The organism is Pantoea sp. M_9, assembly GCF_008631385.1.
Taxonomy (GTDB): Bacteria; Pseudomonadota; Gammaproteobacteria; order Enterobacterales; family Enterobacteriaceae; genus Pantoea; species Pantoea eucrina.
In genome coordinates, this window is sequence record NZ_VWUF01000009.1 from 1 (window position 1) to 26,397 (window position 26,397).

Consider the following 26,397-nt stretch of genomic DNA (forward strand, 5'->3'; position numbering starts at 1 on the left):
AGGGTCGCCATTCATGGCGACCGTGTCGATGCCCGCACCGGATCCGATGACGCGGTTTATTACGGCACCGCAGGGTCGCCGTTCATGGCGACCGCGTCGATGCCCGCACCGTATTCGATAACGCGGTTTATTACGGCACCGTAGGGGCGTCATTCATGGCGACCGTGTCGATGCCCGCACCGGATCCGATAACGCGGTTTATTACGGCACCGCAGGGGCGTCAATAATGACGCCCTGGTCGATTTCCGCACCGGATCCGATGACACGGTTTATTACGGCACCGCAGGGGCGTCATTAATGACGCCCTGGTCGATACCTGCATCAAACCAGGAGCGCATAAATGCGCCCCTGCGTGCTGACCTTAATCTACTTCCCGCTCATCATCTGGCTGGTCGAGAACGGTGTAAGCCACCGCGCAGAACAGCGAATTAAGGCGCTTCATATCTCCCAGCAGTCCCAGATGCAGCGAGCTGGTCTCAATGCTCTGCACATTATTCAGATGCAGTCGCTCCACGTGCGAATGAGAGAAACGGCGGATCAGAATACGGAAGCGATGTTTGGCCCGCCGCAGGCGTTTCGCGCTGGTGATATCATGCGACAGAAATACCGAAAGGCTCAGGCGCAGATTATTCAGCACCTGCTCCTGCAGCGTATTCAGCTCTTCCAGCCCTTCTGCCGAAAAGGCCCGCCGCGCCTGTAACGATTTATCCGCAACGTCACCGCTCATGCGCTCAATGATGTCACCCGCCTGTTCAAGATTCAGCGCCATTTCAATAATTTCAGCCCAGCGCCGCGCATCCTCCTCCGCCAGATCTTCGCGCGGCATGCGGGCCAGATAGAGTTTGATGGCGGTATAGAGCACGTCAACATCATCATCCAGCTGCCGCACCCGGTGCGCTTCACGCAGTTCGCCCCGAACCACGCGGCTGAACGACTCCAGCATCTGCTCCAGCACGTCGCCCATGCGCAGGGTCTCACGCGCGGCATTGACCAGCGCCAGCGCAGGCGTATCCAGCGCGCTTTTATCCAGATGTCTGGGCTTGAGGTGCGCCTGATGCTCTGCATCGTCAGAAATCATACGCTGGCAGAGTCGCGCCATCGGCGCCGCAAACGGCACCATAATCAGGCAGCGTGCCAGGTTGTAAAAAACGTGGAAAAAGATCACCAGCTCTTCATCATTCACCGGCAGCCGATCCAGCAGCTCAGCAATCAAATCAACAAACGGCAGTACCGCAATGCTGCCGATAAGCTTGAACAGCAGGCTGCCGAGCGCCACCCGCTTGCCAGCCGCATTGGAACCGCTGGCGTTGATCATCGCCAGCAGGCCGCTGCCGAGGTTGGCACCAATGACCAGACAGAGCGCAACCTTAAATGAGATCACCCCGGCGGCGGTCAGGGTTGCGGTGATCAGCACCGCCGCCAGGCTGGAGTAGCTAATGATGGCAAAAACGGCGCCGATTAACGCGTCCAGCAGCGTATCGCCGGTCAGGGTGGAGAAGAGCACCTGTACGCCCGAAGCCTGCGTTATCGGACGTGCAGCGGTGACAATCAGCTGCAGCGCCAGCAGGATCAGCCCGAGGCCAATGGCGGCACGGCCCATCTGTCCGACGCGCGTCTGTTTGCGGCTGAGAAAAAAGACCACGCCAAAAAAGATAAACAGCGGGGAGAGCCAGGAGAGATCGAAGGTCAGCACGCGCGCCATAATGGCTGTGCCGACGTCAGCCCCCAGTACCACGACCAGGGCAGGTGTCAGGCTGACCAGGTTTTGCGCCACAAACGAGGTGACCAGCAGCGTGGTGGCGTTGCTGCTCTGTACCAGAGCGGTAACGCCGATACCGGCCAGAAAAGCCATCGGTTTTTTTTCCACGCTGCGGCTCAGTACCCGACGCAAATCGGCACCGTACACGCGCATGATGCCGGTGCGCACAATGTGGGTGCCCCAGACCAGCAGTGCGACAGCAGAAAGCAGATTGAGCAGAGTTAACACGGTCGCAGACTCCTGTATGCCAGGCAAAAAGCAGCCAGCTGCCTGCCTGGCAAACACGGCAGCGGGGGGAAAACCGGTAGCGCACCGCATGAATTTTTCGTTAGATATAAATAACCTGAAGCGGCGTCGACCTGTTAACTGTAGCTGAATCCGGTTCACTGCGATGAGATATCCGCGGCGTTTACGCTGCCCCTGACGGAGAACCGCTACCTTAACGTCATATTGTGATTCAGATCACATTGCAGCATGATAGCGCTCTTCTCATTTGCGCATTAAGGACGCAGCAATGACAGATAAATCAGCCGCCGGTCAGCTTATCGCGACGGTGCTGCAGTGGGTACTTAACATCGGCCTGTTGATCCTGGCCGTGATCCTGGTGGTATTTCTCGGCAAGGAGACGATTCATCTGGCTAACGTGCTGTTCAGCACCGGTGAACAGGCGTCATCCTATCTGCTGATTGAAGGCATTGTGATCTACTTTCTCTACTTTGAATTTATCGCGCTGATTGTGAAATATTTTCAGTCGGGCTATCACTTTCCGCTGCGCTACTTTGTTTATATCGGGATCACCGCCATTATCCGGCTGATTATCGTTGACCACAAAAACCCGTTTGACACGCTCTGCTATTCCGCTGCGATCCTGATCCTGGTGGTCACGCTGTGGCTGGCAAACAGCAACCGGCTGAAGCGCGAATAGCGTTCCTTATCATCTCTGGCGCTCGCGGCCGTGCCAGCGGCCGTGCTCTGCGGTAAACTAAGGCAACTTTTTTGCCGGAGATCGCCTGATGTCGCACGATGCGCTGCGCCAGTTATATGCCCTGCAGTGGTTACCCGCCTCCTCGCTGCTGCCCGCACCGCTGACCGACTGGCTGATGGAAGAAGATTCCATGACGCGCCGTTTTGAGCAGCACTGCCGGCAGGTTACCGTTCAACCCATCCGTGAAGGCTTTGTCAGCGCGGCGGAAGTGGCAGCAGAAGCGGCTTTTCTGCCGGACGATACGCGCTTCTGGCTGCGTGAAATTGTGCTGTGCGGCGACGGCGAGCCGTGGCTGCTGGGCCGCACCGTAGTGCCCGAGAGTACGCTGCAGGGACCGGAGCAGATGCTGCAGCAGCTTGGCACGCGCCCGCTGGGGCGCTATCTTTTTGCCTCTTCAGCGCTGAGCCGCGATTTTATTCATCCCGGCCAGGCCGGCGATTTGTGGGGACGGCGTTCTCGCCTGCGCCTTTCGGAGAAGCCCCTTCTGTTAACTGAACTTTTTTTACCGGCATCGCCGCTTTACCGCGCGCTGCAGCAAGGATGAAACCTGTGCAAAAATCACTACCTGTAAGCAAATGGCAGGCTTATAGCCGCCTGATGCGCATCGACAAACCTATCGGCACGCTGCTGCTGATGTGGCCCACGCTCTGGGCGCTGTGGCTGGCTGGCATGGCGGTGCCGCCGCTCCCGGTGCTGATCGTGTTTGTGCTTGGCGTCATCGTTATGCGCGCTGCCGGCTGCGTCATTAATGATTACGCCGATCGCAAAGTGGATGGTCATGTCAAACGCACCGCCGGCCGGCCGCTGGCGAGCGGGGCGGTTTCAGAGAAAGAGGCAAAGCTGCTGTTTGCCGCGCTGGGCCTGCTGGCGTTTATGCTGGTGCTGACCATGAATCGCATGACCATTCTGCTCTCTTTTGGCGGGCTGGCGCTGGCGTGGGTCTACCCCTTTATGAAACGCTATACCCATCTGCCGCAGGTGGTACTTGGCGCAGCCTTTGGCTGGGCGATCCCGATGGGATGGGCTGCAGTAAGTGAGTCCTTACCTTTAGTCTGCTGGCTGGTGTTCTTCGCTAACATCTGCTGGACGGTGGCCTACGATACCCAGTACGCCATGGTGGATCGCGATGACGATCTGAAAATAGGCGTTAAATCTACGGCGATTCTGTTTGGTCGTTTTGACAAGCTGATTATTGGCCTGCTGCAGCTGGCTACGCTGGGGCTGATGGCGCTGGTGGGAAGTATGCTGAATCTGAACGGGGCATTCTACTGGTCACTGCTGGCTGCCGGCGCGCTGTTTGTCTATCAGCAAAGCCTGATCGCCCGCCGCGAACGCGACGCCTGCTTTCAGGCCTTTCTGAACAACAACTACGTTGGACTGGTGCTGTTTGCTGGCGTGCTGCTGAATACGCAGCCGTTTCTGGCGCTGTTCTGAACCGGCAGGGACGCATCATGCGTCCCTGCCTTGCCTTACTCGTGTGCGATCGCACTCTCAATCGTCAGACGCACGTCGCTGGTGACCAGCTCCGCCAGCATCTGCCACATCGCGTGCGTGCGCTCCGCATCGGCATCACCTGAGTCGCTGATATAGCGCTCATCGCGCAGCGTCAGTACCAGCGTGGTAAATACCGCCTTATCAAAGAACTCCGGCGCATTGATACCGTGCAGCACTGACAGACGCTGCGCCAGCGTGCGGCTCTCTTTCTCCAGCGTGCCACGGTTGATCGTGGGTTTGGCACTGAGAATGGCGAAAGTGATCGCAAAGCGCTGCAGCGTTTCGCGAATACCGGCTGCCAGCAGCTGCAGCGAGCGATAGCGCGCGGTGCTCAGCTTAATCTGCCCATCCAGCTGCGTTACCAGCCCCTGTCGCGCCATCTCCGCACACAGCGCACTGAGCAGCGCCGGCAGTTCGGCATTTTCCCAGCGCAGGAACAGTTCACTTTTCAGCATCGGATAGACCAGGCTTACCTGGCGCAAAAGCTCTGCTTCGCTGATTTCGCGGTGCTGCTGCACAATCGCGGCAATCAGCGACGGCATCACCAGCATGTGCTGAATGTTATTCCGGTAGTAGGTCATCAGCACGGCCTGCTCGCGCGGCAGAATAATGATATCGCCAATGCTGTCCTGCTCGGTTTCAAACTTGTTCATGCCCATCGCGTGATCCAGCAGCGCTTCGGCGCTCAGATCGGGCACCGTCGCTTCCGGTGAATAGGGCACGTTGCGCAGCAGCTGAGTGTAGCACTCCAGCTGCTCCGTCAGCTGCTCACGCGTCAGAGAGCGCTGGCGCGACGCCAGCAGCGCGGTCACACACAGATTCATGGCGTTGGCCGCACCCGCTTCGTTAATGCGCACCATCAGGCGGGCAGCGATATCGTTTACCGCTGGCGTCATCCACGCGGGACGCTGCGGATCGATAGGGTCGATCGCCTCGCGCCACTCGGGAATATGCTTGTTCAGGTAGTTAACCAGCGGCAGCGGTTCGCCAAAGTTAACGTAGCCCTGACCGAGATTGCGCAGCTTACGCAGGCCGCGCACCATCTGTACAAAGCCCTCTTTCTCTTTGGCCGCGCCGCGCAGCTCTTTGGCGTAAGTACCCACTTCCATTACGTGCTCATAGCCGATATAGATCGGTACAAACGTAATCGGGCGGCTGCCGCCGCGCAGCAGCGCCTGCAGCGTCATTGAGAGCGTGCCGGTTTTAGGATCGAGCAGGCGGCCAGTACGCGAGCGTCCGCCCTCAACAAAGTACTCAACCGAGTAACCGCGGCTGAACAGCTCGCCCAGATATTCGCGGAATACGGTGGAGTAGAGTTTATTGCCCTTAAAGGTACGGCGAATAAAGAAGGCCCCCAGCCGGCGGAAAATGGGGCCGGCTGGCCAGAAGTTGAGATTGATACCGGCAGCGATGTGCGGCGGCACCAGCCCCTGATGATAAAGCACATAGGAGAGCAGCAGGTAATCCATATGGCTGCGGTGGCAGGGCACATAGACTATTTCATGACCATCCTGCGCCAGCTGACGCACGCGCTCGCCGCCGTTGACGCTTATGCCCTGATAGAGGCGGCTCCAGAGCCAGCCCATGATGCGGTCGGTAACGCGGATCGCCTCATATGAGAAGTCTGCCGCGATCTCTTCCATCATCTCAACGGCGTTTTGCTGCGCTTTTTCATGCGAAATCTTTTTGCTGCGCGCTTCATCTTCAACCGCTTTTTCAATCGCCTTCGACTGCAGCAGCTTGTTGAACAGATCCTGACGGGCGGGCAGGCTGGGTCCTACCGCGGCCAGACGCTGGCGGGCAAAGTGAATACGCGCCACGCGCGCCAGCTTCTGTGCAATCGACTTATCCGTGCCGTGTTCGGTCGCCATCTGGCGCAGCGAGACGGTGGAAGAGAAGCGGACGAAGCTGTCGCGGCCGTGCCAGAGAATGGCGAAAAACTTCTGTACGCCATTCAGTACGCGCAGATGCGGCGTAGGCTCGCCCTGAATTTCACGCCCTGGCGCACGGCCAAACATCACCGCCACCGGCAGCATCTGGACATCCAGCTGCGGGTTATTACGGTGCAGATCCAGATAGTCGTGAAACAGTTTCACTGACTCCGGGTTCGCCACGTAGTAAGGAAAGACACGCGGGCCATCATGGATAAACACATGACGCGGCAGCAGCGTGCCGTCAATCTCCAGCGGCGCGAGCGGATCGGGCAGATCAAGCCGCAGACACTGGTTACGCAATGTAAGCAGGTCCGCCTTTGAATCATAAGGCAAAACATACATTACGGGACGGGTGGGATCGATACCGTGCTCCGAAACCGGATCGGTCGGTATGACCTTACTTTTTACCAAAATAGAGAGTGGTAAATTCAATAATTTGTAATAGAGTTTACGCCAACCTGACATAGACAACTTGAAGCCTCTTGTTAGCAAAGCGCGGCAAGCATACCAGAAAGTGCAGCGAAGATCTGTGGCTGTGCCATCGCACGCTGCGCACTCATTGACGCCAAAATTACTCAAGGGTTCCCTATTCATGGCAAATAACGTTACCGGCCTGCTGCGTATCATCAAAGCGGCGGGCTACTCCTGGCAGGGCATTCGCGCGGCCTGGCAACATGAAGCGGCCTTTCGTCAGGAGGCCGTTGCAGCGGTGATTGCGGTGGTCGTCGCCTGCTGGCTGGATGTGGACGCAGTGACGCGCGTGCTGCTGATTGGTTCGGTGATACTGGTGGTGGTAGTGGAAATCCTCAACAGCGCGATTGAGGCGGTGGTCGACAGAATCGGCCAGGAGCGTCATCCGCTGGCGGGCCGCGCCAAGGATATGGGTTCTGCCGCCGTGCTGCTGACGATCCTTCTCGCGCTGTTTGTCTGGATCACGCTGCTCTGGCCGCGCGCATATTAAGGCCGCCCGTACCGAGATATCGCTGATTTTTGCCGCAGCTGCGGTTTTCATTTCGCCAATACCTGTATATACTCACAGCGACTGTATAAACAACCAGGGGGCGGGATGAAAGCGTTAACCAGCAGGCAGCAGCAGGTCTATGACCTGATTCGCGACCATATTAATTCAACCGGCATGCCGCCAACGCGTGCTGAAATTGCTTCACAGCTGGGCTTCCGCTCACCCAATGCGGCTGAAGAGCACCTGAAAGCGCTGGCGCGTAAAGGAGTCATTGAGATTGTCTCTGGCGCCTCGCGCGGCATTCGCTTGCTGATGGAAGAAGAGACAAGCGGCGGACTGCCGCTGATCGGGCGTGTCGCTGCCGGCGAGCCGCTGCTGGCTCAGGAGCACATCGAGACCCACTATCAGGTCGATGCTAACCTGTTCAAGCCGAGCGCGGATTTTCTGCTGCGCGTTAGCGGCATGTCGATGAAAGATATCGGAATTATGGATGGCGATCTGCTTGCCGTGCATAAAACCCAGGATGTGCGTAATGGCCAGGTCGTGGTAGCGCGCATTGATGACGAAGTCACCGTAAAACGCTGGAAAAAGCAGGGTGCTATCGTGCATCTGCTGCCGGAAAACAGCGATTTTCAGCCTATCGAAGTGGATACGCGCCAGCAGTCTCTGACCGTTGAAGGTCTGGCTGTCGGTATTGTCCGCACCGGTGAATGGCTGTAATACCTGGTTAGTCCCCCCGCTGCGGCCTGTGCCTGCACAGGCCGCGGTCTGCTATATTACCCCTCTGCTTCCAACCGTGGCGCCGTGCAGCTGCATGAGGCGCGTTGCCCGCAATAACAGGACTGGCTGATGCCGCTGTTTACCTCTTCTGATCGTACGCTCTGGCGCCTGGCGCTGCCCATGATCCTCTCTAATATCAGCGTACCGCTGCTGGGCATTGTGGATACGGCTATCATTGGCCACCTCGACAGCCCGGTTTACCTCGGCGGCGTAGCCGTGGGCGCAACGGCCACCAGCTTTGTCTTTATGCTGCTGCTCTTTTTGCGCATGAGCACCACTGGCCTGACGGCGCAGGCGTTCGGCGCCGGCAATAAGCCAGCGCTGGCGCGCGCGCTGATCCAGCCGATGCTGATTGCGCTGGCGGCAGGCGTGCTGTTCATTGTGCTACGAACGCCGGTCAGCGAGCTGGCAGCCGCGCTGATGGGCGGCAGCGAGGCGGTGCAGCAGCAGGCGCAAACCTTTATCGCTATCCGCTGGCTCAGCGCGCCTGCCACGCTGGCAAACCTGGTGATCCTCGGCTGGCTGCTCGGCGTACAGTATGCGCGCGCGCCGATGGTGCTGCTTATTACCGGCAACGTCGTGAATATCCTGCTCGATCTGCTGTTTGTTCTGCAGTGGCACTGGGGCGTGGCGGGCGCCGCAGCGGCCACCGCCGTCGCGGACTATGTGACGCTGGCCGTGGGGGTTTGGATGGTGGCGCGGGTGCTGGCGCTGCGCGGCATATCATTTTCGCTGCTTAAAGCCAGCTGGCGCGGCGACGCCGCGCGCCTGTTCCGGCTTAACCGCGACATCATGCTGCGTTCGCTGCTGCTGCAGCTCTGTTTCGCCTCGCTGACGCTGCTGGGCGCGCGACTCGGCGCTGACGTGGTCGCGGTCAATGCGGTATTGCTGATGTTCCTGACTTTTACCGCCTATGCGCTGGATGGTTTTGCGTATGCGGTGGAAGCCTGCTCCGGTGAGGCGACCGGCGCAGGCGATCGCAGCCGGCTGCGGCTGATTTGGTATGCCGCCTGCCGGCAGGCGGGCATTGTGGCGCTGCTGTTCGCTGTGATTTACGCCCTCTGCGGCCCGGCAATTGTTGCGCTGCTTACCTCGATTGAGTCGCTGCGTGAGGCGGCCGACCGCTATCTTATCTGGCAGGTGATCCTGCCGCTGGCTGGCGTCTGGTGCTATCTGCTGGATGGGATGTTTATCGGAGCCACGCGCGGCCGGGATATGCGCAACAGCATGCTGCTGGCGGCGCTGGGCTATGCGCTGACGCTGCTGACGCTGCCGTGGCTCGGAAATCATGGTTTATGGCTGGCTATTACCGTATTCCTCGCGCTGAGAGGCATTACGCTCGGGCTGATCTGGCGTCATCACTGGCAGCGCGACAGCTGGTTCAGCGTGTGATGTCAGCCGATCGGCCAGCAGCGCATAAAACTGGCAGTTTGTGCTGCAGCGGTTAACCTTAACGTGACAGCACGCAGGTTATATGGCGGTTCAGCCCGCGTCAGGGTGGCCACCGTCTGGCTCAGCAAACCGGGGAGAGATGCGATGAACCGAGATGAAGCGAGTGGCAGCTGGAAACAGTTTAAAGGAAAATGCAAAGAGCAGTGGGGCAAGCTGACCGATGATGACCTGAGCGTGATCGAAGGCAGACGCGACCAGCTGATCGGCAAGATTCAGGAGCGCTACGGCTATGCCAGAGCAGAAGCGGAGCGCGAAGTAAACGAATGGGAAAGCCGGCACAACGATCCACACAGCTAGTGCCACTCCCGCTTCAGCGCATAACTCGCCCGCATGCCTTCAGGCGTGTGCTCAGCCCTTTTTGCCGCGTTTTTTACTCATCGCTTCATGATCGTGCGCACAGCTGGCGTGCTGTGTACAGGCGGCAATTTCCGCACAGTTTTCGCACAGGCCGTGCGCTTCAATTACCGTATGGCGCAGGCTGAAGTTTGCCTGGTCAGCCAGTCCCGCAATGATTTTTTCCACGCCGTGCGCCTGCTGTTCACTCACTGCGGCGCAGCTGTCGCAAACCAGCATGACAGAGCTGTGGGCCGGCTCATTAAAATGATGGCAGACCACATAGCTGTTGTTGGACTCCACGCGGTGGATAAATCCCTGCTCCAGCAAAAAGTCGAGGGCGCGGTAAATCGTGGGCGGCTTCGCCTGAGGCTCACTTGTACGCAGCTGATCCAGCAGATCGTAGGCGCTGACAGAACCTTTCTGCTCAGCCATCAGGCGCAGTACTTCGGCACGCTGTGGCGTAAGACGCACGCCGCGATCGAGACAGAGCGCCTCAACCTGGGTCAGCAGCTGCGCTGGGGTAAGAGTTGACATAATGTTCTCCGGCTAACAGGTGATGTTATTTTATCACACTCCATCCGCCCATGCTGTTTTTGCCTGCCCTGGCCGAAGCGTGCTGTCGATCACACTTATCCGGCAATTTTAAGCGTGTTTCATGCGCTATTTTTGCTTTGCAAGTGACCAGATTCCCGTTATGGTTCAGGCAGGCTAAAGTTATCACTGGCCTTATAAGAGCAATAATTCGCCTGAGTGGCTAAAAAAAGCGCAGTGTGGCGCAATCGTGTCCAATTCTGCGAACAGCAGTGCTTATCCCTTTCAGTTCACAGCAATGAAGCGTTAGCCGCCATTCAGAATAGCGGTTAACACCATTATTTCGCCTACGCGACACTCAATAATTTTTTAAGGTGATAGCAGCCTCATGATGACAACACGCTTTACGCTGGCCCGGGTGGCTTATTTTGCTGGTTTAAACGCGCTGCTGGTTTCCTCTTCAGCGCTGGCCGCGGGAACCTGGTATGATGCGCGCAATGATGCGATGGGCGGAACCGGTGTTGCGTCGTCGCACTGGAGTTCTGCCGTGCTGGCTAACCCGGCGCTGATGACGCGCGCGCAGCCGGAAGAGAACGCCGGCATTATTTTTCCCTCTGCCGGGTTGCAGGTTACAGATAAAGACAAGCTGGTCGATCGCATTGATGACATCACCGATACGGTTGATCGCTATCGCGACGTGATTGATAACATCAACGCGAATCTGATCTCAGATCCGTTCGCCGCCATTGATGCCGTACCGCAGCTGCGTGCCGCAGCCGGTGATATGGCCGATCAGCTGCGCGGGCTTAAAGGTAACAAAGCGGATGCCACCGCTGGCGTTGCGCTGGCCGTCACCGTTCCCAATGCGACGCTGCCGTTTGCTTTTATTACCAAAGCCTATGGCACCGCCCATATCCGGGCCAATGTGGCTCAGAGCGATATCGATTATCTGGATAGTCTGGCAAACGGGGTGTTTCCGCAGCCGGGCGATCAGGATAAGCTGCGCTCCAGCGCGAACGGGCTGGCAGCGCTGGTCACCGATTATGGTATCGCCATGGCACATGAGTTCACGGTTGCCGGTCACCCGGTCTCGCTCGGTATTACGCCCAAGCTGCAGAAGACCTGGCTCTACAACTACAGCGCCAGCGTCTATAACTACGATAAAAACGATCTCAAAAACGGACGCTATCGCAGTTCAGACACCGGCTTTAACGTTGATGCCGGTCTCGCAACCGCGCTTGCTGAAAACTGGACGTTTGGTCTGACCGGGCAGAACCTGATCTCACGCGATCTGGAAACCAAAGTCGTCAATGGCTATCGCGATACCTATCAAATCCGTCCGCTGGTAACGACCGGACTGGCATGGGAGCGCGGGCCGGTTACCCTGACCGGCGATGTGGATCTGACGGAAACCAAACGCTTTAAGTCGCAGGAGAGCAGCCAGTATGCAGGCGCAGGCGCGGAATATCGCGTGCTCGACTGGCTGGCACTGCGCGCAGGCTACCGCGCCGATCTGAAATCAAATGACGTTAACGTGGTTACCGCCGGCCTTGGGCTGTCGCCGTTTAATAATGCGGTGCATCTGGATCTCGCGGGCTCCGCCGGTAAAGATCGTACCTGGGGTGCGATGGTACAGCTCGGCTTTAACTTCTGACGGGTCTGTCACGGGCGGCTGTGTCGTCCGTGACGGCTGTGGTATCATTGCGCAGTTTCTCATCATTTAACTCCGGATTTACTGCGCTTCATGACTGATAACTTCTCTTCGCAACGTTTCTCTATCGCGCCGATGCTCGACTGGACCGATCGTCACTGCCGCTATTTTCATCGCAAGCTGACCGGCGATACGCTGCTCTATACCGAAATGGTGACGACCGGCGCGATTATTCACGGCAAAGGCGATTACCTTGCCTATAGCGAAGAGGAGCATCCGGTTGCGCTGCAGCTGGGCGGCAGCGATCCGGCGGCGCTGGCGCAGTGTGCCAGCCTGGCTGAGGCGCGCGGTTACGATCAGATCAACCTTAACGTGGGCTGTCCTTCCGACCGCGTACAGAATGGTCGCTTTGGTGCCTGCCTGATGGCGGATGCGAACCTGGTGGCTGACTGCATTAAAGCGATGCGCGATGTGGTTTCTATTCCGGTCACGGTAAAAACCCGCATCGGTATTGATGAGCAGGACAGCTACGCGTTTCTGCGCGACTTTACCGGCACCGTGGCAGAGCGGGGCGGCTGCGACACCTTTATCATTCACGCCCGCAAAGCCTGGCTGTCAGGCCTGAGCCCTAAAGAGAACCGGGAGATCCCGCCGCTGGACTATCCGCGCGTTTATCAGCTAAAACGCGATTTTCCGGCGCTGACCATGGCGATCAACGGCGGGGTAAAAACGCTGGAAGAGGCGAAGACGCACCTGATGCATCTGGATGGCGTGATGATGGGCCGCGAAGCGTATCAAAATCCTTCCGTGCTGGCGCAGGTTGACCGCGAGCTTTTTGGCCGCACAACGCCGGCAGTGGATCTGGTTGCCGTTGTGCGTTCAATGTATCCCTATATCGAAGCAGAGCTGACGCAGGGCACCTATCTGGGGCACGTGACCCGGCATATGCTGGGGCTGTTTCAGGGTATTCCGGGCGCCCGCCAGTGGCGACGTTATCTGAGTGAAAACGCACATAAACCGGGTGCTGATGTGCGGGTGCTGGAAGCCGCGCTGGCGCTGGTGGCCGATCGCATCCCTCAGGAAGCGTAATCCGCGTTCTCTGAAAACCGCAGCAAAAATGGTGCGGTTTTATTTTGCCTGAAACCTGGTTTTTTTCACCACGTTTACTGAAGCACTCTGAAGAAATCCAATTCAGTCAATGGCTTATAAAGTTACCAATCTGGCACGGAAATTGTATCTGTCTGCAGAGTCCTGACAGAGGAGAATAGACGTGGAAATTGTATTTGTGCTTGGGTTCTTTTTAATGCTGTTGCTGACCGGCGTTTCCCTGCTGGGGGTGATTGCGGCTTTAGCCGTTGCCACCGCGCTGATGTTTTTAACCGGCCTGTTTGCCTTTGTTATAAAAATGTTACCCTGGCTGCTGCTGGCCGTGGTCGCCGTCTGGATCTGGCGCAGCGTTACCACACCGGGTAGCAGCACCAGGCTAAACCGGCTCAGGAGAAAAATCAGCAGGATGGAGCGACGCGGCTGGTAAAAAATGCGGCTCAGATCACAGCGCTGAATTCCGCTGGCGCTAAATAAAGCGAAAACATATTTTTTACTTATGTTTTCTGCCACTATATGAATACAGATTCAGTCCCGCTGTCCCTACACAAGCGCGAACTAAAAAAAGAATCAGGGGCTTCCTTCAGGAAGCCCTCTTTTTTTGCCTGAATCAGGGCAACAGCAGACTGGAGCCCTTGGTCGCACGACTTTCCAGTATCTGATGCGCGCGCATGGCATCGCGTAGCGGGAACTTCTGCTGCTCCGGTACGTTTACCTGAATGGCGCGGCTGGCTATCAGGGAAAAGAGTTCACTGCTCGCCTGCTCCAGCTCCTCACGGTTAGTGATATAGCCAAACAGCGACGGGCGGGTGACAAACAGGGAGCCTTTCTTATTAAGAATCCCTAAATCCACGCCGGTTACCGGGCCGGAGGCGTTGCCAAAGCTGACCAGCAGCCCGTGGCGCTGCAAAGAATCGAGCGACGGTTCCCAGGTATCCTTGCCGACAGAGTCATACACCACGGCCACTTTTTTCCCCTGCGTCAGTTCGCTGACGCGCTGTGCAATATTCTCTTCGCGATAGTTAATGGTGGCCCATGCGCCAGCCGCTTTGGCAATCTGCGCTTTTTCGGCAGAACCCACCGTGCCGATAAGATGGGCACCCAGCGCTTTAGCCCACTGGCAGGCAATCAGACCCACACCGCCTGCGGCAGCATGAAACAGGAACGTCTCATCCGCTTTGACTTTCCACGTCTGACGCAGCAGATACTGGACCGTCAGCCCTTTAAGAAATGAGGCCGCCGCCGTTTCAAAAGAGATACTTTCCGGCAGCAGCGCCAGTCGCTCTTCCGCAACGTTGTGAATTTCACTGTAAGCGCCCAGCGCGGCCTGACAGTAAACCACCCGGTCGCCAGGCTGAAAACGCGTGACCGCTGCGCCCACTTTGCTGACCACGCCCGCCGCTTCTGTACCGAGTCCGGAAGGAAACGCTGAAACCGGGTAGAGCCCGCTGCGCACATAGGTGTCGATATAGTTGATACCTATCGCGCGGTTTTCTACCTGCACCTCATGCTCAGCCGGATCGGCAGGATCAAAATCTGCCCACTGCAAAACCTCCGGGCCACCGTGCTGACTGAACTGAATACGCTTTGCCATGCTGACTCCTGTGAATGTTCATCCGGGGGCGGTATACTTGCGCGTCCCTTTCACGATCGGTAATGCATTCACTATGGCAGGAAATAAACCCACCAACAAATCGAACGAACCCCGCGATCGGCAGCTGGAAGGCGTAAAAATGCCGCCGCACTCCATAGAAGCGGAGCAGTCGGTGCTGGGTGGGTTGATGCTGGACAACGAGCGCTGGGACAACGTCTCTGAGCGCGTTGTCGCAGACGATTTTTTTAACCGCTCGCACCGCATGATTTTTGCTGAGATGCAGCGGCTGCTGGAGCTGGGCCAGCCTATCGACCTGATCACGCTGTCAGAATCGCTGGAAACGCGCGGCGAGCTGGAGATGGCGGGTGGCTTTGCCTATCTGGCCGAGCTCGCGAAAAATACGCCAAGCGCGGCCAACATTGGCGCCTATGCAGATATCGTGCGCGAACGTGCGGTAGTGCGTGAGATGATCGCGGTTGCCAATCAGATTGCCGACGCCGGTTACGATCCGCAGGGGCGGAGCAGTGAAGACCTGCTCGATTTTGCCGAATCCAACGTCTTTAAAATCGCCGAGCAGCGCGCAAATAAGGATGACGGCCCGCAGAACATCGAGCAGATCCTTGAAGCCACCGTGTCCCGTATTGAAGCGCTGGTCTCAACGCCGCACGATGGCGTAACCGGCGTAGATACCGGCTATCAGGATCTGAACAAAAAAACGGCTGGCCTGCAGAGGTCCGATTTGATTATCGTGGCGGCGCGCCCCTCAATGGGTAAAACCACCTTCGCCATGAACCTGTGCGAAAACGCCGCGATGCTCAATGAGAAACCGGTGCTGATCTTCAGTCTGGAGATGCCCAGCGAGCAGCTGATGATGCGTATGCTGGCATCCCTGTCGCGCGTGGATCAGACGCGTATTCGTACCGGCCAGCTGGAAGATGAGGACTGGGCGCGCATCTCCGCCACGATGGGTATTCTGCTGGAGAAGAAAAACATCTTTATTGATGACTCTTCCGGCCTGACGCCAACCGAAGTACGCTCGCGTGCCCGCCGCGTGTTCCGCGAAAATGGCGGTCTGAGCATGATCATGATCGACTATCTGCAGCTGATGCGCGTGCCGTCGCACTCCGAGAACCGTACGCTGGAGATCGCCGAAATTTCGCGTTCATTGAAAGCGCTGGCCAAAGAGCTGAATGTGCCGGTCGTGGCGCTGTCGCAGCTGAACCGTTCACTGGAGCAGCGCGCCGACAAACGTCCGGTTAACTCCGATCTGCGTGAATCAGGCTCGATCGAGCAGGATGCTGACCTGATCATGTTTATCTACCGCGATGAGGTTTATCACGAAAACAGCGATCTGAAAGGCATCGCTGAGATCATCATCGGCAAGCAGCGTAACGGGCCGATCGGTACCGTGCGTCTGACGTTCAACGGCCAGTGGTCGCGCTTCGACAACTACGCCGGCCCGCAATACGACGACGAATAAGCCTTTGCCTGCCAGTGCATGCACGTTTTGTGCATGCATCTCACGTCATCAGAAAATAGTGTTGGACAAGGCGGTCCGCTATCAGGTTATCTGTGCCAAAGCGAATGTGACAACGCTGTGGGATCAGAATGACGCAGGTAGATGATTACGATCTTAAGATATTGACGCTATTACAATCTAACGGCCGTCTTACCAATCAGGAACTGAGCGATCTGGTGGGGTTATCCGCATCACAATGCTCACGCCGCCGCATCAATCTTGAACAGGCGAATTTGATCCTTGGCTACCATGCCCGGCTGTCGCCCGATGCGGTGGGTCTCGGCATGGTCGGACTGATTGAAGTGCGGCTGAAAAACCATACGCCCGATTACGAAGATAATTTTTTGCAGATGGTGGAAGCGGAACCCGCTATTGTTGACGCGTTTAAAACCACCGGAGACGCTGACTATCTGCTGAAAGTGGCGGTAGCCGATCTCGCCTCGCTGAGCGCGCTGATCAGCCAGCTGGTGGCGGGCCATCAGAGCGTGTCGCACGTTAAAACGGCGGTGGTGCTCAACCGGCTGAAAGAGAATGGCCTGATGATGAAGCCTGCGCGCAAAGTGCGCCATAAAGGTGCGTAATGCGCCATAAAAGTGCATCAGGCTGCCTCTCTCTGCTTATTTCTCGCGATTAAGACCGAATTTGTGCATGAATCAACGGTTTTATTCTTATTCATGCATAAAACTGTGCAATAAAGCGCCTTAGATATCAATGGGATATTCGCTGGCACCCTCCGGCTAAGCAGCAGCGAGGCCGGAGTGGTGCGTTTTTTGCAGCTCTATCGCTTTTACTTGCACAGAGAACTCCTGATGGACAACATCGCTCAGCCAGTGGCGGCTCCTCACTCGCGTATTGAAGATGCGCTGGCTATCGTGCTGGGAACGCTGATGGTCTCATTTGGCGTCATGCTGCTGAAGCAGGCGGGCGCGCTGACCGGCGGAACGGCCGGTATCGCGTTTTTAATCAGCTACCTTTCATCCTCCTCTTTCGGCGCCGCCTTTTTTGCCATCAATCTGCCGTTTTACTGGCTGGCGATACGCCGCATGGGGTGGGAATTTACCTGCAAAACCTTTGGCGCCGTCGCGCTGGTTTCCCTGTTCACGCAGCTGCATCCGCTGTTTATTCACTTTTCGGCTTTAAATCCTTTTTATGCGACACTGTTCGGTAACGTGGTCATGGGGATCGGGTTTATAGTGTTGTTTCGTCACAAAGCCAGCCTGGGTGGTATCAATATTCTGGCGCTCTGGCTGCAGGATCGCACCGGTCTGCGTGCCGGAAAGCTACAGATGATGGTTGATACCTGTGTGGTATGCGCCTCGCTGTTTGTCGTACCGCTACCGATGCTGCTGGCCTCTGTTGCGGGCGCGGCGATCCTTAACCTTATCATTGCGCTGAACCATCGTCCTGGCCGTTATCAGGTATAAAAGCGCCATCTTGCGCTTACTCATGCATTTTTATGGAGATCTGCACCGTGTTTCAAAACGTTGATGCCTACGCCGGCGATCCGATTCTGTCGCTGATGGAAACCTACAAACAAGATCCGCGCGCGCATAAAGTCAATCTCAGTATCGGCCTGTTCTACAACGAAGCAGGGATCGTTCCGCAGCTGCAGGCCGTTGCGGCAGCTGAAGAGCGTCTGCAGGCGCAGCCGCATCAGGCATCACTCTATCTGCCGATGGAAGGTTTAGGCCCTTACCGCAACGCGATTGCGCCGCTGCTGTTTGGTCACGAACACCCGGTGCTGAAAGCGGGACGCATTGCGTCTATTCAGACGCTGGGTGGTTCCGGTGCGCTGAAAGTGGGGGCTGATTTCCTGAAGCGCTATTTTCCGCACTCAGAAGTCTGGGTCAGCGATCCGACCTGGGAAAACCACGTAGCGATTTTTAACGGCGCGGGCTTCGCGGTAAATACCTACCCCTGGTACGATGCCGAGACCAACGGCGTTAAGTTTGACGCATTTATCAGCTGCCTGAAATCGCTGCCAAAGCACGCCATTGTGCTGCTGCATCCCTGCTGCCATAACCCGACCGGCGCCGATCTCACTGACGCCCAGTGGGATGAGACCACCGCCGTGCTGAAAGCGCAGGAGCTTATCCCGTTCCTCGATATCGCCTATCAGGGCTTTGGCGCAGGAATGGAAGATGATGCTTACGCCATTCGCGCTATCGCAGCCGCAGGTCTGCCGGCGCTGGTGAGTAACTCATTTTCCAAGATCTTCTCGCTCTATGGCGAGCGCGTGGGCGGGCTCTCTGTGGTCTGCGACAGCGCTGAAGAAGCGGGACGGGTGCTGGGTCAGCTGAAAGCCACCGTGCGCCGCAACTACTCCAGTCCGCCAAATTTTGGTGCGCAGGTGGTCTCCTGCGTGCTGAACGATGCCGCATTACTGAACATGTGGCTGGCAGAAGTTGAAGCGATGCGCCTGCGTATTGCGGAGATGCGCCAGGCGCTGGTTGGCGAGCTGCAGGCGATTCTGCCGGGTAAAAATGTCGACTATCTGCTGAAGCAGCGCGGTATGTTCAGCTATACCGGTCTCAGCGCACAGCAGGTTGATCGCCTGCGCGATGAGTTCGGCATCTATCTTATCGCCAGCGGGCGTATGTGCGTTGCTGGTCTGAACCGCGGTAACGTTAAACGCGTTGCAGAGGCGTTTGCTGCCGTTATGTAACCGCCGGGCGCGACACCAGGAACCATCCGTTTTCATGCGGATGGTTTTTTTTGCGCCTGCCCAGGCAGGCTGATGCTTTTTCCTATGGCAGGGTTTACCTTTCGCCAACATGCTGCACACTTAAGAGACCTGTTTTTTTAGGACTTTGTTATGTGGCAGCAACAGACCCTCACCCTGAGCGCAAAAGCGCGCGGGTTTCACCTCATTACCGATGAGATCTTAAGCCAGCTTAACGGCCTCAATGGCGTGCGCATCGGCCAGCTGCATCTGCTGTTACAGCATACCTCCGCGTCGCTGACGCTGAATGAAAACTGCGATCCCACCGTGCGCAGCGACATGGAGCAGCATTTCTTACGCCAGGTGCCTGAAAACGCAGGGTGGCAGCACGATTATGAAGGCGCAGACGATATGCCTGCCCATATTAAGTCGTCACTGCTGGGCGTTTCACTGCTGCTGCCGGTCAGCCGCGGGCGGCTGATGCTGGGCACCTGGCAGGGCATCTGGCTGGGGGAACATCGCGTACAGGGCGGTGCCAGACGCATCGTCGCGACTTTACAAGGGGAATAACCAATGACGATTTCTGAGCTATTGACCTACTGCATGAGCAAACCTGCCGCAGAACAGGACATTAAAGAGGCGTGGGATGCAACGCAGATTAAGAGCCACGGCGTGCTGTTCGCCATGCTTTATGAGAAAGCAGGGCGGCCGGCAGTGACGCTGAAAACCTCTCCCGCACTGGCTGAACTGTTGCGTGAAGAGCACAGCGACGTCTTTCCCAGCGAATACCTGAATAAATCCTGCTGGAGCACGCTGTGGCTGGATGGATCGCTGAAAGATTCGCAGATTTACTATCTGGTTGACGCCTCTTACCAGCAGGCCGACGCCACGCACGCGGCGGGCGCCGGCCAGCACAACGCTTGAGCCGTTACGCCGCAGGCGTATCGCGCAGGGTATTGATATCGATGACAAAGCGATATTTCACATCGCTTTTCAGCATGCGCTCATACGCCTCATTAATCTGATCCATGGCAATCAGCTCAATGTCTGAGGTGATGCCGTGCTTGCCACAAAAATCGAGCATCTCCTGCGTTTCAGCGATGCCGCCGATCAGCGAGCCAGAGACACTGCGGCGTTTGAAAATCAGGTTAACCACCTGAGGTGCCGGATGATCGTGCTCGGGCACACCGACCAGCGTCATATTGCCATCACGCTTCAGCAGAGTGATAAACGGGTTGAGATCGTGCTGTGCGGCTACCGTGTTCAGAATAAAATCGAAACTGTTAGCGTGGGCCGCCATCTGATCGGCATCTTTAGAAATCACCACTTCATCAGCGCCAAGACGTTTGCCATCTTCGACTTTTGATGGCGATGTCGTAAACAGCACGACCTGCGCGCCCATCGCATGAGCAATTTTCACCCCCATATGGCCCAGGCCGCCGAGGCCCACGATACCCACTTTTTTACCCGGCCCGACGTTCCAGTGGCGCAGCGGCGAATAGGTGGTGATCCCCGCGCACAGCAGCGGCGCAACGCCTGCCAGATCGAGGTTTTCCGGCACGCGCAGCACAAAATCTTCGTTGACCACCATGCTGGTGGAGTAGCCACCGTAGGTGACCGCGCCGGTTTCGCGATCCTGGCCGTTGTAGGTGCCTGTCATGCCCTCTTCGCAATACTGCTCCAGCCCTTCCTGACAGCTCGGACAGCTGCGGCAGGAGTCAACCATACAGCCAACGCCCACCAGGTCACCGGGCTGATATTTATGGCTGTGCGCGCCCACGGCGGTTACGCGACCAACAATTTCATGGCCTGGTACGACCGGAAAAATTGTGTTGTTCCATTCGTTGCGCGCCTGGTGCAGATCGGAGTGGCAGACGCCGCAATAGAGCACTTCAATCTCCACATCATGCTCACGCAGTTCGCGCGGTTTGTAGTCGAACGGGGCGAGCTTTGATTTGGCGTCCTGTGCAGCCCAGGCATGGGTAATATTCATGGTGTCTCCAGTCGGATGTGTCGTGAGTAGGGTATGCAAACGCCTTACGGGGTTCGAAAGGCCGGAACGCTGAGGCAGCGTTGCAAGCATATCGCTATAAGCGTAGTCAGCCCGCCTGGATGCGACCATGCCTGAAGTTGTCTGATTCTTGCCTGTTTCTGCATTTTGTTGCGCAATCAGGCACGCCTGAACAACCGGCAAATAAAAAGCCGCCCCGGAGGGCGGCCTGATAATGGTAAAGGCGCAGACAGAAAAGCCTTACTTCTTCAGCATCGGTTTCAGGAAGCGTGCGGTATGCGACTTTTCACACTCTGCTACGGTTTCCGGCGTACCGGCGACCAGGATCTCACCGCCGCCGCTGCCGCCTTCAGGGCCCAGATCCACAATCCAGTCTGCGGTTTTAATCACATCCAGATTATGCTCAATCACCACGATGGTATTGCCCTGATTGCGCAGCTGATGCAGGACTTCCAGCAGCTGCGCAATATCGGCAAAGTGCAGGCCGGTGGTCGGCTCATCCAGAATATAGAGCGTCTGTCCGGTACCGCGCTTCGACAGCTCACGCGCCAGCTTGACGCGCTGCGCCTCACCGCCGGAGAGCGTGGTGGCGGACTGGCCGAGACGGATATAGGAGAGGCCGACATCCATCAGCGTCTGCAGCTTGCGTGCCAGCGCCGGGACCGCTTCAAAGAAGTCGCGCGCTTCTTCAATCGTCATCTCCAGCACTTCGTGAATGCTTTTGCCTTTGTACTTGATCTCCAGCGTTTCACGGTTGTAGCGCTTGCCTTTACACTGATCGCACGGCACATAGATGTCGGGCAGGAAGTGCATTTCCACTTTGATCACACCATCGCCCTGGCACGCTTCACAGCGTCCGCCGCGCACGTTAAAGCTAAAGCGGCCCGGATTGTAGCCGCGCGAGCGCGACTCCGGCACGCCGGCAAAGAGTTCACGCACCGGCGTAAAAATGCCGGTATAGGTCGCCGGGTTGGATCGTGGCGTACGTCCGATTGGGCTCTGATCGATGTCGATCACTTTATCGAAGTGCTCAAGGCCGGCGATCTCACGATACGGTGCCGCTTCACCGCTGGTTGCACCGTTAAGCTGCTGCTGCGCAATCGGGAACAGCGTATCGTTGATAAGCGTTGATTTTCCGGAGCCGGAGACGCCGGTGATGCAGGTAAACAGGCCAACCGGCAGCGTCAGCGTCACATCTTTCAGGTTATTGCCGCGCGCGCCGGTGAGCTTCAGCACTTTAGCCGGATCGCCTTTCACCCGCTCGGCCGGCACTGCGATTTCGCGCTTGCCGCTCAGGAACTGACCAGTCAGCGACTCTTCATGCGCCATAATGGCGTGTACATCACCTTCAGCCACTATCTGTCCGCCGTGCACGCCCGCGCCCGGACCGATATCGATGATATGGTCAGCCGCTCTGATCGCGTCTTCGTCATGCTCTACCACAATCACGGTATTGCCGAGATCGCGCAGGTGGATCAGGGTCGAGAGCAGGCGTTCGTTATCGCGCTGGTGTAACCCGATAGAGGGCTCATCAAGAACGTACATGACGCCAACCAGGCCCGCGCCAATCTGGCTGGCCAGACGAATACGCTGCGCCTCGCCGCCGGAAAGCGTTTCAGCTGAACGTGACATAGAGAGATAGTTCAGGCCGACGTTAACCAGGAAGCTCAGCCGATCGCCGATCTCTTTCAGGACTTTCTCAGCAATTTTTGCGCGCTGGCCGCTCAGTTTAAGGTTGGTGAAGAACTCCATCGCATGACCAATACTCATTTCAGAGATGGTGGGTAGATTGGTATCTTCAACAAATACGTGGCGCGCTTCGCGGCGCAGGCGGGTACCGTGACAGCTGGTGCAGGCGCGGTTGCTGATAAACTTCGCCAGCTCTTCGCGCACCGCATTGGACTCCGTCTCTTTATAACGGCGCTCCATATTATGCAGCACCCCTTCAAACGGATGACGCCGCACGGAAGTATCACCGCGATCGTTGATATATTTGAATTCAATATTCTCTTTGCCCGAGCCGTACAGGATCACCTGACGCGCTTTGTCGCTCAGGCTGCTGAACGGCGCCTCTACGTCAAAGTCGAGATGCTCAGCGAGCGAGCGCAGCATCTGAAAATAGTAGAAGTTGCGGCGATCCCAGCCGCGAATTGCGCCGCCCGCCAGCGACAGCTCAGGGTTCTGTACCACGCGATCGGAATCGAAGTATTGCTGCACGCCAAGGCCGTCACAGGTCGGACAGGCGCCGGCCGGGTTGTTGAACGAAAACAGGCGCGGTTCCAGCTCACGCATGCTGTAGCCGCAGATCGGGCAGGCGAAGTTGGCGGAGAAGAGCATCTCTTCGCTGTCAGGATCGTCCATGTCCGCCACGATCGCGGTGCCGCCGCTGAGTTCAAGCGTGGTTTCAAACGACTCCGCCAGACGTGTCGCGAGATCGTCGCGCACGCGAAAGCGATCGATGACGACTTCAATGGTATGTTTTTTCTGCAGCTCAAGTTTTGGCGGATCGGAGAGATCGCACACTTCACCATCGATGCGGGCACGGATGTAACCCTGCGCCGCCAGGTTTTCCAGCGTTTTGGTGTGCTCACCTTTGCGATCTTTCACCACCGGCGCCAGCAGCATCAGGCGACGACCCTCTTCCTGCGCCAGCACCTGATCCACCATCTGGCTTACGGTCTGCGCCGCAAGCGCAACGTCGTGATCGGGACAGCGCGGCTCACCCACGCGGGCAAACAGCAGGCGCAGGTAGTCGTGGATTTCAGTAATGGTACCCACCGTCGAGCGCGGGTTATGCGAAGTCGATTTCTGCTCAATGGAAATGGCGGGCGACAGGCCTTCGATGTGATCGACATCCGGCTTCTCCATCAGCGAGAGAAACTGGCGCGCGTAAGCAGAGAGGGACTCTACATAGCGCCGCTGACCTTCGGCATAGAGCGTATCAAATGCCAGCGATGACTTCCCGGAACCTGAGAGACCGGTGACAACGATCAGCTTATCGCGTGGAATGATCAGGTTAATATTTTTCAGATTGTGGGTGCGAGCACCGCGGACTTCGATCTTATCCATTCACCTTTCCCGGATTGAACTACACCCGCTATGCCAGCAAAGCATAACGGGCAGAAACGCATCATTATGGCACAAAAAATAACCTGAATAAATATCCAGTAGTTTTATCCTTTGGTACACTAGAGACGCAAAACTGGAAGCACGCTCCAAAGTATTCATCATAGATCAGGACGTGTTAAACTTTGTCGTTTAGACTTATAGCATCAACTCATCGGGAGAGAGCAACATGGCCAGTCGTGGCGTAAACAAAGTGATTCTTGTCGGGAATCTGGGTCAGGATCCGGAAGTGCGTTTCATGCCAAACGGTGGCGCTGTAGCCAACTTCACGCTGGCCACGTCTGAAAGCTGGCGTGACAAGCAGACCGGTGAAAACAAAGAGAACACCGAATGGCACCGCGTTGTGCTGTTTGGCAAACTGGCTGAAGTTGCCGGTGAATATCTGCGTAAAGGCTCACAGGTCTATATTGAAGGTCAGCTGCGTACGCGCAAGTGGCAGGATCAGAGCGGTCAGGAAAAATATACCACCGAGGTGGTTGTCAACGTAGGCGGCACCATGCAGATGCTGGGTGGACGTCAGCAGGGCGGGGCGAATGCAGGTGGCGCACCGATGGGCGGTCAGAACAGCGGCGGAAACAACAACGGCTGGGGTCAGCCGCAGCAGCCGCAGCCGCAGTCTCAGGGCGGCAATCAGTTCAGCGGCGGCGCGCAGCAGCGTCCACAGCAGCAGAGCGCACCGGCGAACAACGAACCGCCAATGGATTTCGATGACGATATCCCGTTCTGATTCTCTGTTTCGTTAAAAAGCCTCGTCTGCGAGGCTTTTTTTTTNGCGGCAATCAGTTCAGCGGCGGCGCGCAGCAGCGTCCACAGCAGCAGAGCGCACCGGCGAACAACGAACCGCCAATGGATTTCGATGACGATATCCCGTTCTGATTCTCTGTTTCGTTAAAAAGCCTCGTCTGCGAGGCTTTTTTTTTTGATGAAATGCAGCGACCTTTTCCACGCAGCAGGGTGCTCTGACTGCAGCGCATCCTTAGCCTGAAAATAACGGGCGTTTATCACAGTGCCGCAGCGTCAGCCCGGCAGGTTTACGCTGCGATATAGCCCGCCAGTAATGATGCGCTTTTTTACAGCCAGAGCCACGCGGGTTTTGCCCGGCTTATTATTATGTCGCTAACCGCTTTTGCTGAGGTTTCCGGACTCTCTGTTTTTCACGCCTCCTCATCCAGTGGCTGCGGCCAGTGATGTTCAGCCAGCGTCAATTTGTCGCGTTCTGCCGGCGTTTTTAAGAATTTAGCCCACCCGCTTTTGCCTGATTCCTCCGCCTCATCGCCTGCGCATCTGCCGCTATATGCCCTTAAGTGATTAAAAAGCTCTTCTTTTAATCACCTTTTTACATAAAGCTCTGCCGCTCTGGCACGCTCACGCTGATGACAACCGGCCGATACCGTCTGTTTTTTATACGTAGCGGGGTCGCATCTGCCTGTTCATGAGAAGAAATGAGAATAAAAAATGGCTAAAAGCGATCTGCTGCCCCCGGTTTTAATCAGAGAGTGGCCCTGTTTATCGGGAAGAAAAACCATTCAGGTATCAAGCGAGAGCGGTGTGGTTAAGAATGATCCCGGTCACAATCCGCAGAAAAATATTAAAACCAGCGACAAATAACCGAATGTTATTTATCGGTCATATCGCTTTTTATCTCATATAGTTTAAAGCTCATTACGTTTTTTGGCGGGAAAAGTCCTGGAGAAATTAAATCATAAATTGATTATCCCAGGCGACGCATCGATTTTTAAGCGCAGCCGTCAGGACCAGGTTAAATGAGAGGGAAAAAGTGGTGCAGCCGGAGGGGATGTTCAGTCGTGCTAATTAAAAACAACGATGATTTAAGGTCAGCAACAGCAGTGTTAATGAAATAAACGAAGCGCCAATCTCACCGCAATGAGATTGGGCAACGTCTAAATGGCTTAAAATACAAGGCTTTTGCTGGTGTGAATCAATTTTACCGAAAAAAAAGAAGCATTTTCCTGTCATTACTCATCAGGAAAAAGAGGTGCGAATTGTTATATTATGAACGCCGGATTAAATGATCTTTATCTCTTCTGGTAAGAACAAATCTCAGCATTTAGTCAAATAACAGCGGCCTTACAACTATTAGCGATTTTCCGATCCTGACGGATAGTGGTAAACGCTGCGGCTGATGTCGAGCAAACGACAGCTGCGGCGGGTTCCAATATCAAAGGTTGTCTGCAAAAAGTTGACTGCCTGACGCTTTTCGTTGGTGGTAAAGAAGTTTTTGAGTACGCTCTGCAGCATCTCTTTATCGGAACTTAGCGTTTGCAGCTCGCGGGTAAGATTTTGCAGCTTGTCCTCTAACTCTTTGATTTTTCTTCCTTCTTCAGAAGACAGACCTGAAAATTTCTTCTTCCAGCTGTAGAAGGTCGCCTCTGAAATGCCGAGCTCTTCACAAATCTCCCTGACTTTTACTCCTGTTTCAGAAGCTTTAATGGCATTGGTGATTTGCTCTTCGCTATATCGTGACTTTCTCATAAATG

The 26,397-nt window shown here is 56.4% G+C and carries 24 protein-coding genes; 17 read left to right on the plus strand and 7 right to left on the minus strand.

Translation table 11 applies throughout. The features are described 5' to 3' along the window. Positions 1 to 361: 361 nt before the first annotated feature. The gene (locus F3I15_RS13040; protein ID WP_150018201.1) at positions 362 to 1,987 is read right to left on the minus strand and encodes a Na/Pi cotransporter family protein; all 1,626 of its coding nucleotides are present in this window, start codon (positions 1,985 to 1,987) and stop codon (positions 362 to 364) included. A gap of 286 nt (positions 1,988 to 2,273) precedes the next feature. Here F3I15_RS13040 and psiE point away from each other — a divergent pair, with 286 nt between their 5' ends. The 3 genes from psiE (at position 2,274) to ubiA (ending at position 4,178) form a co-directional block, all read left to right on the plus strand. Then, on the plus strand, positions 2,274 to 2,684 hold the full coding sequence (gene psiE / locus F3I15_RS13045; RefSeq protein WP_065650366.1) for a phosphate-starvation-inducible protein PsiE: 411 nt from the start codon (positions 2,274 to 2,276) through the stop codon (positions 2,682 to 2,684). 88 nt (positions 2,685 to 2,772) lie between these two features. Continuing rightward, positions 2,773 to 3,288 (plus strand): chorismate lyase, encoded by a 516-nt coding sequence (gene ubiC / locus F3I15_RS13050; protein ID WP_150018202.1) that lies wholly within the window; start codon positions 2,773 to 2,775, stop codon positions 3,286 to 3,288. Further along, positions 3,285 to 4,178 (plus strand): 4-hydroxybenzoate octaprenyltransferase, encoded by an 894-nt coding sequence (ubiA, locus tag F3I15_RS13055; RefSeq protein WP_190315030.1) that lies wholly within the window; start codon positions 3,285 to 3,287, stop codon positions 4,176 to 4,178. Before ubiC ends, ubiA begins: the two co-directional genes overlap by 4 nt. A 35-nt stretch (positions 4,179 to 4,213) precedes the next feature. On the opposite strand, the gene plsB is transcribed toward ubiA, so the two are convergent. Further along, a complete protein-coding gene (gene plsB / locus F3I15_RS13060; protein ID WP_150018272.1) occupies positions 4,214 to 6,637 on the minus strand; it encodes a glycerol-3-phosphate 1-O-acyltransferase PlsB in 2,424 nt (807 codons plus the stop codon). A gap of 127 nt (positions 6,638 to 6,764) precedes the next feature. On the opposite strand from plsB, the gene F3I15_RS13065 reads away from it, so the two are divergent. From F3I15_RS13065 to F3I15_RS13080, 4 genes are all read left to right on the plus strand, one after another. Next, positions 6,765 to 7,133: a diacylglycerol kinase gene (locus F3I15_RS13065; RefSeq protein ID WP_108570124.1), complete on the plus strand. Its 369-nt coding sequence runs from the start codon at positions 6,765 to 6,767 to the stop codon at positions 7,131 to 7,133. Positions 7,134 to 7,238: 105 nt separating this feature from the next. Further along, on the plus strand, positions 7,239 to 7,853 hold the full coding sequence (lexA, locus tag F3I15_RS13070) for a transcriptional repressor LexA (RefSeq protein WP_065650361.1): 615 nt from the start codon (positions 7,239 to 7,241) through the stop codon (positions 7,851 to 7,853). A gap of 129 nt (positions 7,854 to 7,982) precedes the next feature. Then, positions 7,983 to 9,305 carry an MATE family efflux transporter DinF gene (gene dinF, locus F3I15_RS13075; RefSeq protein WP_150018204.1) on the plus strand — a complete coding sequence of 441 codons (1,323 nt, stop codon included), beginning with the start codon at positions 7,983 to 7,985 and terminating at the stop codon, positions 9,303 to 9,305. A gap of 144 nt (positions 9,306 to 9,449) precedes the next feature. Further along, positions 9,450 to 9,662 (plus strand): CsbD family protein, encoded by a 213-nt coding sequence (locus F3I15_RS13080; RefSeq protein ID WP_150018205.1) that lies wholly within the window; start codon positions 9,450 to 9,452, stop codon positions 9,660 to 9,662. A 51-nt stretch (positions 9,663 to 9,713) separates the two neighbouring features. Here the strand turns inward: F3I15_RS13080 and zur are convergent, their stop codons facing one another. Further along, a complete protein-coding gene (gene zur, locus F3I15_RS13085; RefSeq protein WP_150018206.1) occupies positions 9,714 to 10,235 on the minus strand; it encodes a zinc uptake transcriptional repressor Zur in 522 nt (173 codons plus the stop codon). Between the two features lie 388 nt (positions 10,236 to 10,623). On the opposite strand from zur, the gene F3I15_RS13090 reads away from it, so the two are divergent. The 3 genes from F3I15_RS13090 (at position 10,624) to pspG (ending at position 13,417) form a co-directional block, all read left to right on the plus strand. After that, on the plus strand, positions 10,624 to 11,886 hold the full coding sequence (locus F3I15_RS13090) for a conjugal transfer protein TraF (RefSeq protein ID WP_190315034.1): 1,263 nt from the start codon (positions 10,624 to 10,626) through the stop codon (positions 11,884 to 11,886). 90 nt (positions 11,887 to 11,976) lie between these two features. Beyond that, complete coding sequence (dusA, locus tag F3I15_RS13095) at positions 11,977 to 12,972, plus strand: tRNA dihydrouridine(20/20a) synthase DusA (RefSeq protein WP_150018208.1); 996 nt, start codon at positions 11,977 to 11,979, stop codon at positions 12,970 to 12,972. A gap of 181 nt (positions 12,973 to 13,153) precedes the next feature. Beyond that, entirely contained in the window at positions 13,154 to 13,417 is a 264-nt protein-coding gene (pspG, locus tag F3I15_RS13100; RefSeq protein ID WP_150018209.1) for an envelope stress response protein PspG, read from the plus strand. 180 nt (positions 13,418 to 13,597) lie between these two features. On the opposite strand, the gene F3I15_RS13105 is transcribed toward pspG, so the two are convergent. Further along, positions 13,598 to 14,581 (minus strand): quinone oxidoreductase, encoded by a 984-nt coding sequence (locus tag F3I15_RS13105; RefSeq protein ID WP_150018210.1) that lies wholly within the window; start codon positions 14,579 to 14,581, stop codon positions 13,598 to 13,600. Between the two features lie 73 nt (positions 14,582 to 14,654). On the opposite strand from F3I15_RS13105, the gene dnaB reads away from it, so the two are divergent. From dnaB to F3I15_RS13135, 6 genes are all read left to right on the plus strand, one after another. Next, positions 14,655 to 16,061, plus strand: coding sequence for a replicative DNA helicase (gene dnaB / locus F3I15_RS13110; protein ID WP_150018211.1), 1,407 nt, complete (start codon positions 14,655 to 14,657; stop codon positions 16,059 to 16,061). A 128-nt stretch (positions 16,062 to 16,189) separates the two neighbouring features. Next, positions 16,190 to 16,681, plus strand: a complete 492-nt coding sequence (locus F3I15_RS13115; protein ID WP_150018212.1) for an Lrp/AsnC family transcriptional regulator — start codon at positions 16,190 to 16,192, stop codon at positions 16,679 to 16,681. Between the two features lie 228 nt (positions 16,682 to 16,909). Next, the gene (locus tag F3I15_RS13120) at positions 16,910 to 17,524 is read left to right on the plus strand and encodes a YitT family protein (protein WP_039381991.1); all 615 of its coding nucleotides are present in this window, start codon (positions 16,910 to 16,912) and stop codon (positions 17,522 to 17,524) included. 47 nt (positions 17,525 to 17,571) lie between these two features. After that, the gene (locus F3I15_RS13125; protein ID WP_150018213.1) at positions 17,572 to 18,765 is read left to right on the plus strand and encodes an amino acid aminotransferase; all 1,194 of its coding nucleotides are present in this window, start codon (positions 17,572 to 17,574) and stop codon (positions 18,763 to 18,765) included. Between the two features lie 150 nt (positions 18,766 to 18,915). Further along, positions 18,916 to 19,332 carry a secondary thiamine-phosphate synthase enzyme YjbQ gene (locus F3I15_RS13130; RefSeq protein WP_150018214.1) on the plus strand — a complete coding sequence of 139 codons (417 nt, stop codon included), beginning with the start codon at positions 18,916 to 18,918 and terminating at the stop codon, positions 19,330 to 19,332. 3 nt (positions 19,333 to 19,335) lie between these two features. Continuing rightward, complete coding sequence (locus tag F3I15_RS13135; protein ID WP_150018215.1) at positions 19,336 to 19,686, plus strand: MmcQ/YjbR family DNA-binding protein; 351 nt, start codon at positions 19,336 to 19,338, stop codon at positions 19,684 to 19,686. A 4-nt stretch (positions 19,687 to 19,690) separates the two neighbouring features. On the opposite strand, the gene F3I15_RS13140 is transcribed toward F3I15_RS13135, so the two are convergent. Then, positions 19,691 to 20,755: an NAD(P)-dependent alcohol dehydrogenase gene (locus F3I15_RS13140; protein WP_039382002.1), complete on the minus strand. Its 1,065-nt coding sequence runs from the start codon at positions 20,753 to 20,755 to the stop codon at positions 19,691 to 19,693. Positions 20,756 to 21,013: 258 nt separating this feature from the next. Next, the gene (gene uvrA, locus F3I15_RS13145; RefSeq protein WP_039382007.1) at positions 21,014 to 23,842 is read right to left on the minus strand and encodes an excinuclease ABC subunit UvrA; all 2,829 of its coding nucleotides are present in this window, start codon (positions 23,840 to 23,842) and stop codon (positions 21,014 to 21,016) included. A 226-nt stretch (positions 23,843 to 24,068) separates the two neighbouring features. On the opposite strand from uvrA, the gene ssb1 reads away from it, so the two are divergent. Continuing rightward, positions 24,069 to 24,626, plus strand: a complete 558-nt coding sequence (gene ssb1, locus F3I15_RS13150; protein WP_150018216.1) for a single-stranded DNA-binding protein SSB1 — start codon at positions 24,069 to 24,071, stop codon at positions 24,624 to 24,626. A gap of 1,370 nt (positions 24,627 to 25,996) precedes the next feature. Here ssb1 and F3I15_RS13160 read toward each other — a convergent pair. After that, positions 25,997 to 26,392: a transposase gene (locus tag F3I15_RS13160; protein ID WP_039382017.1), complete on the minus strand. Its 396-nt coding sequence runs from the start codon at positions 26,390 to 26,392 to the stop codon at positions 25,997 to 25,999. Between the last annotated feature and the right edge of the window lie 5 nt (positions 26,393 to 26,397).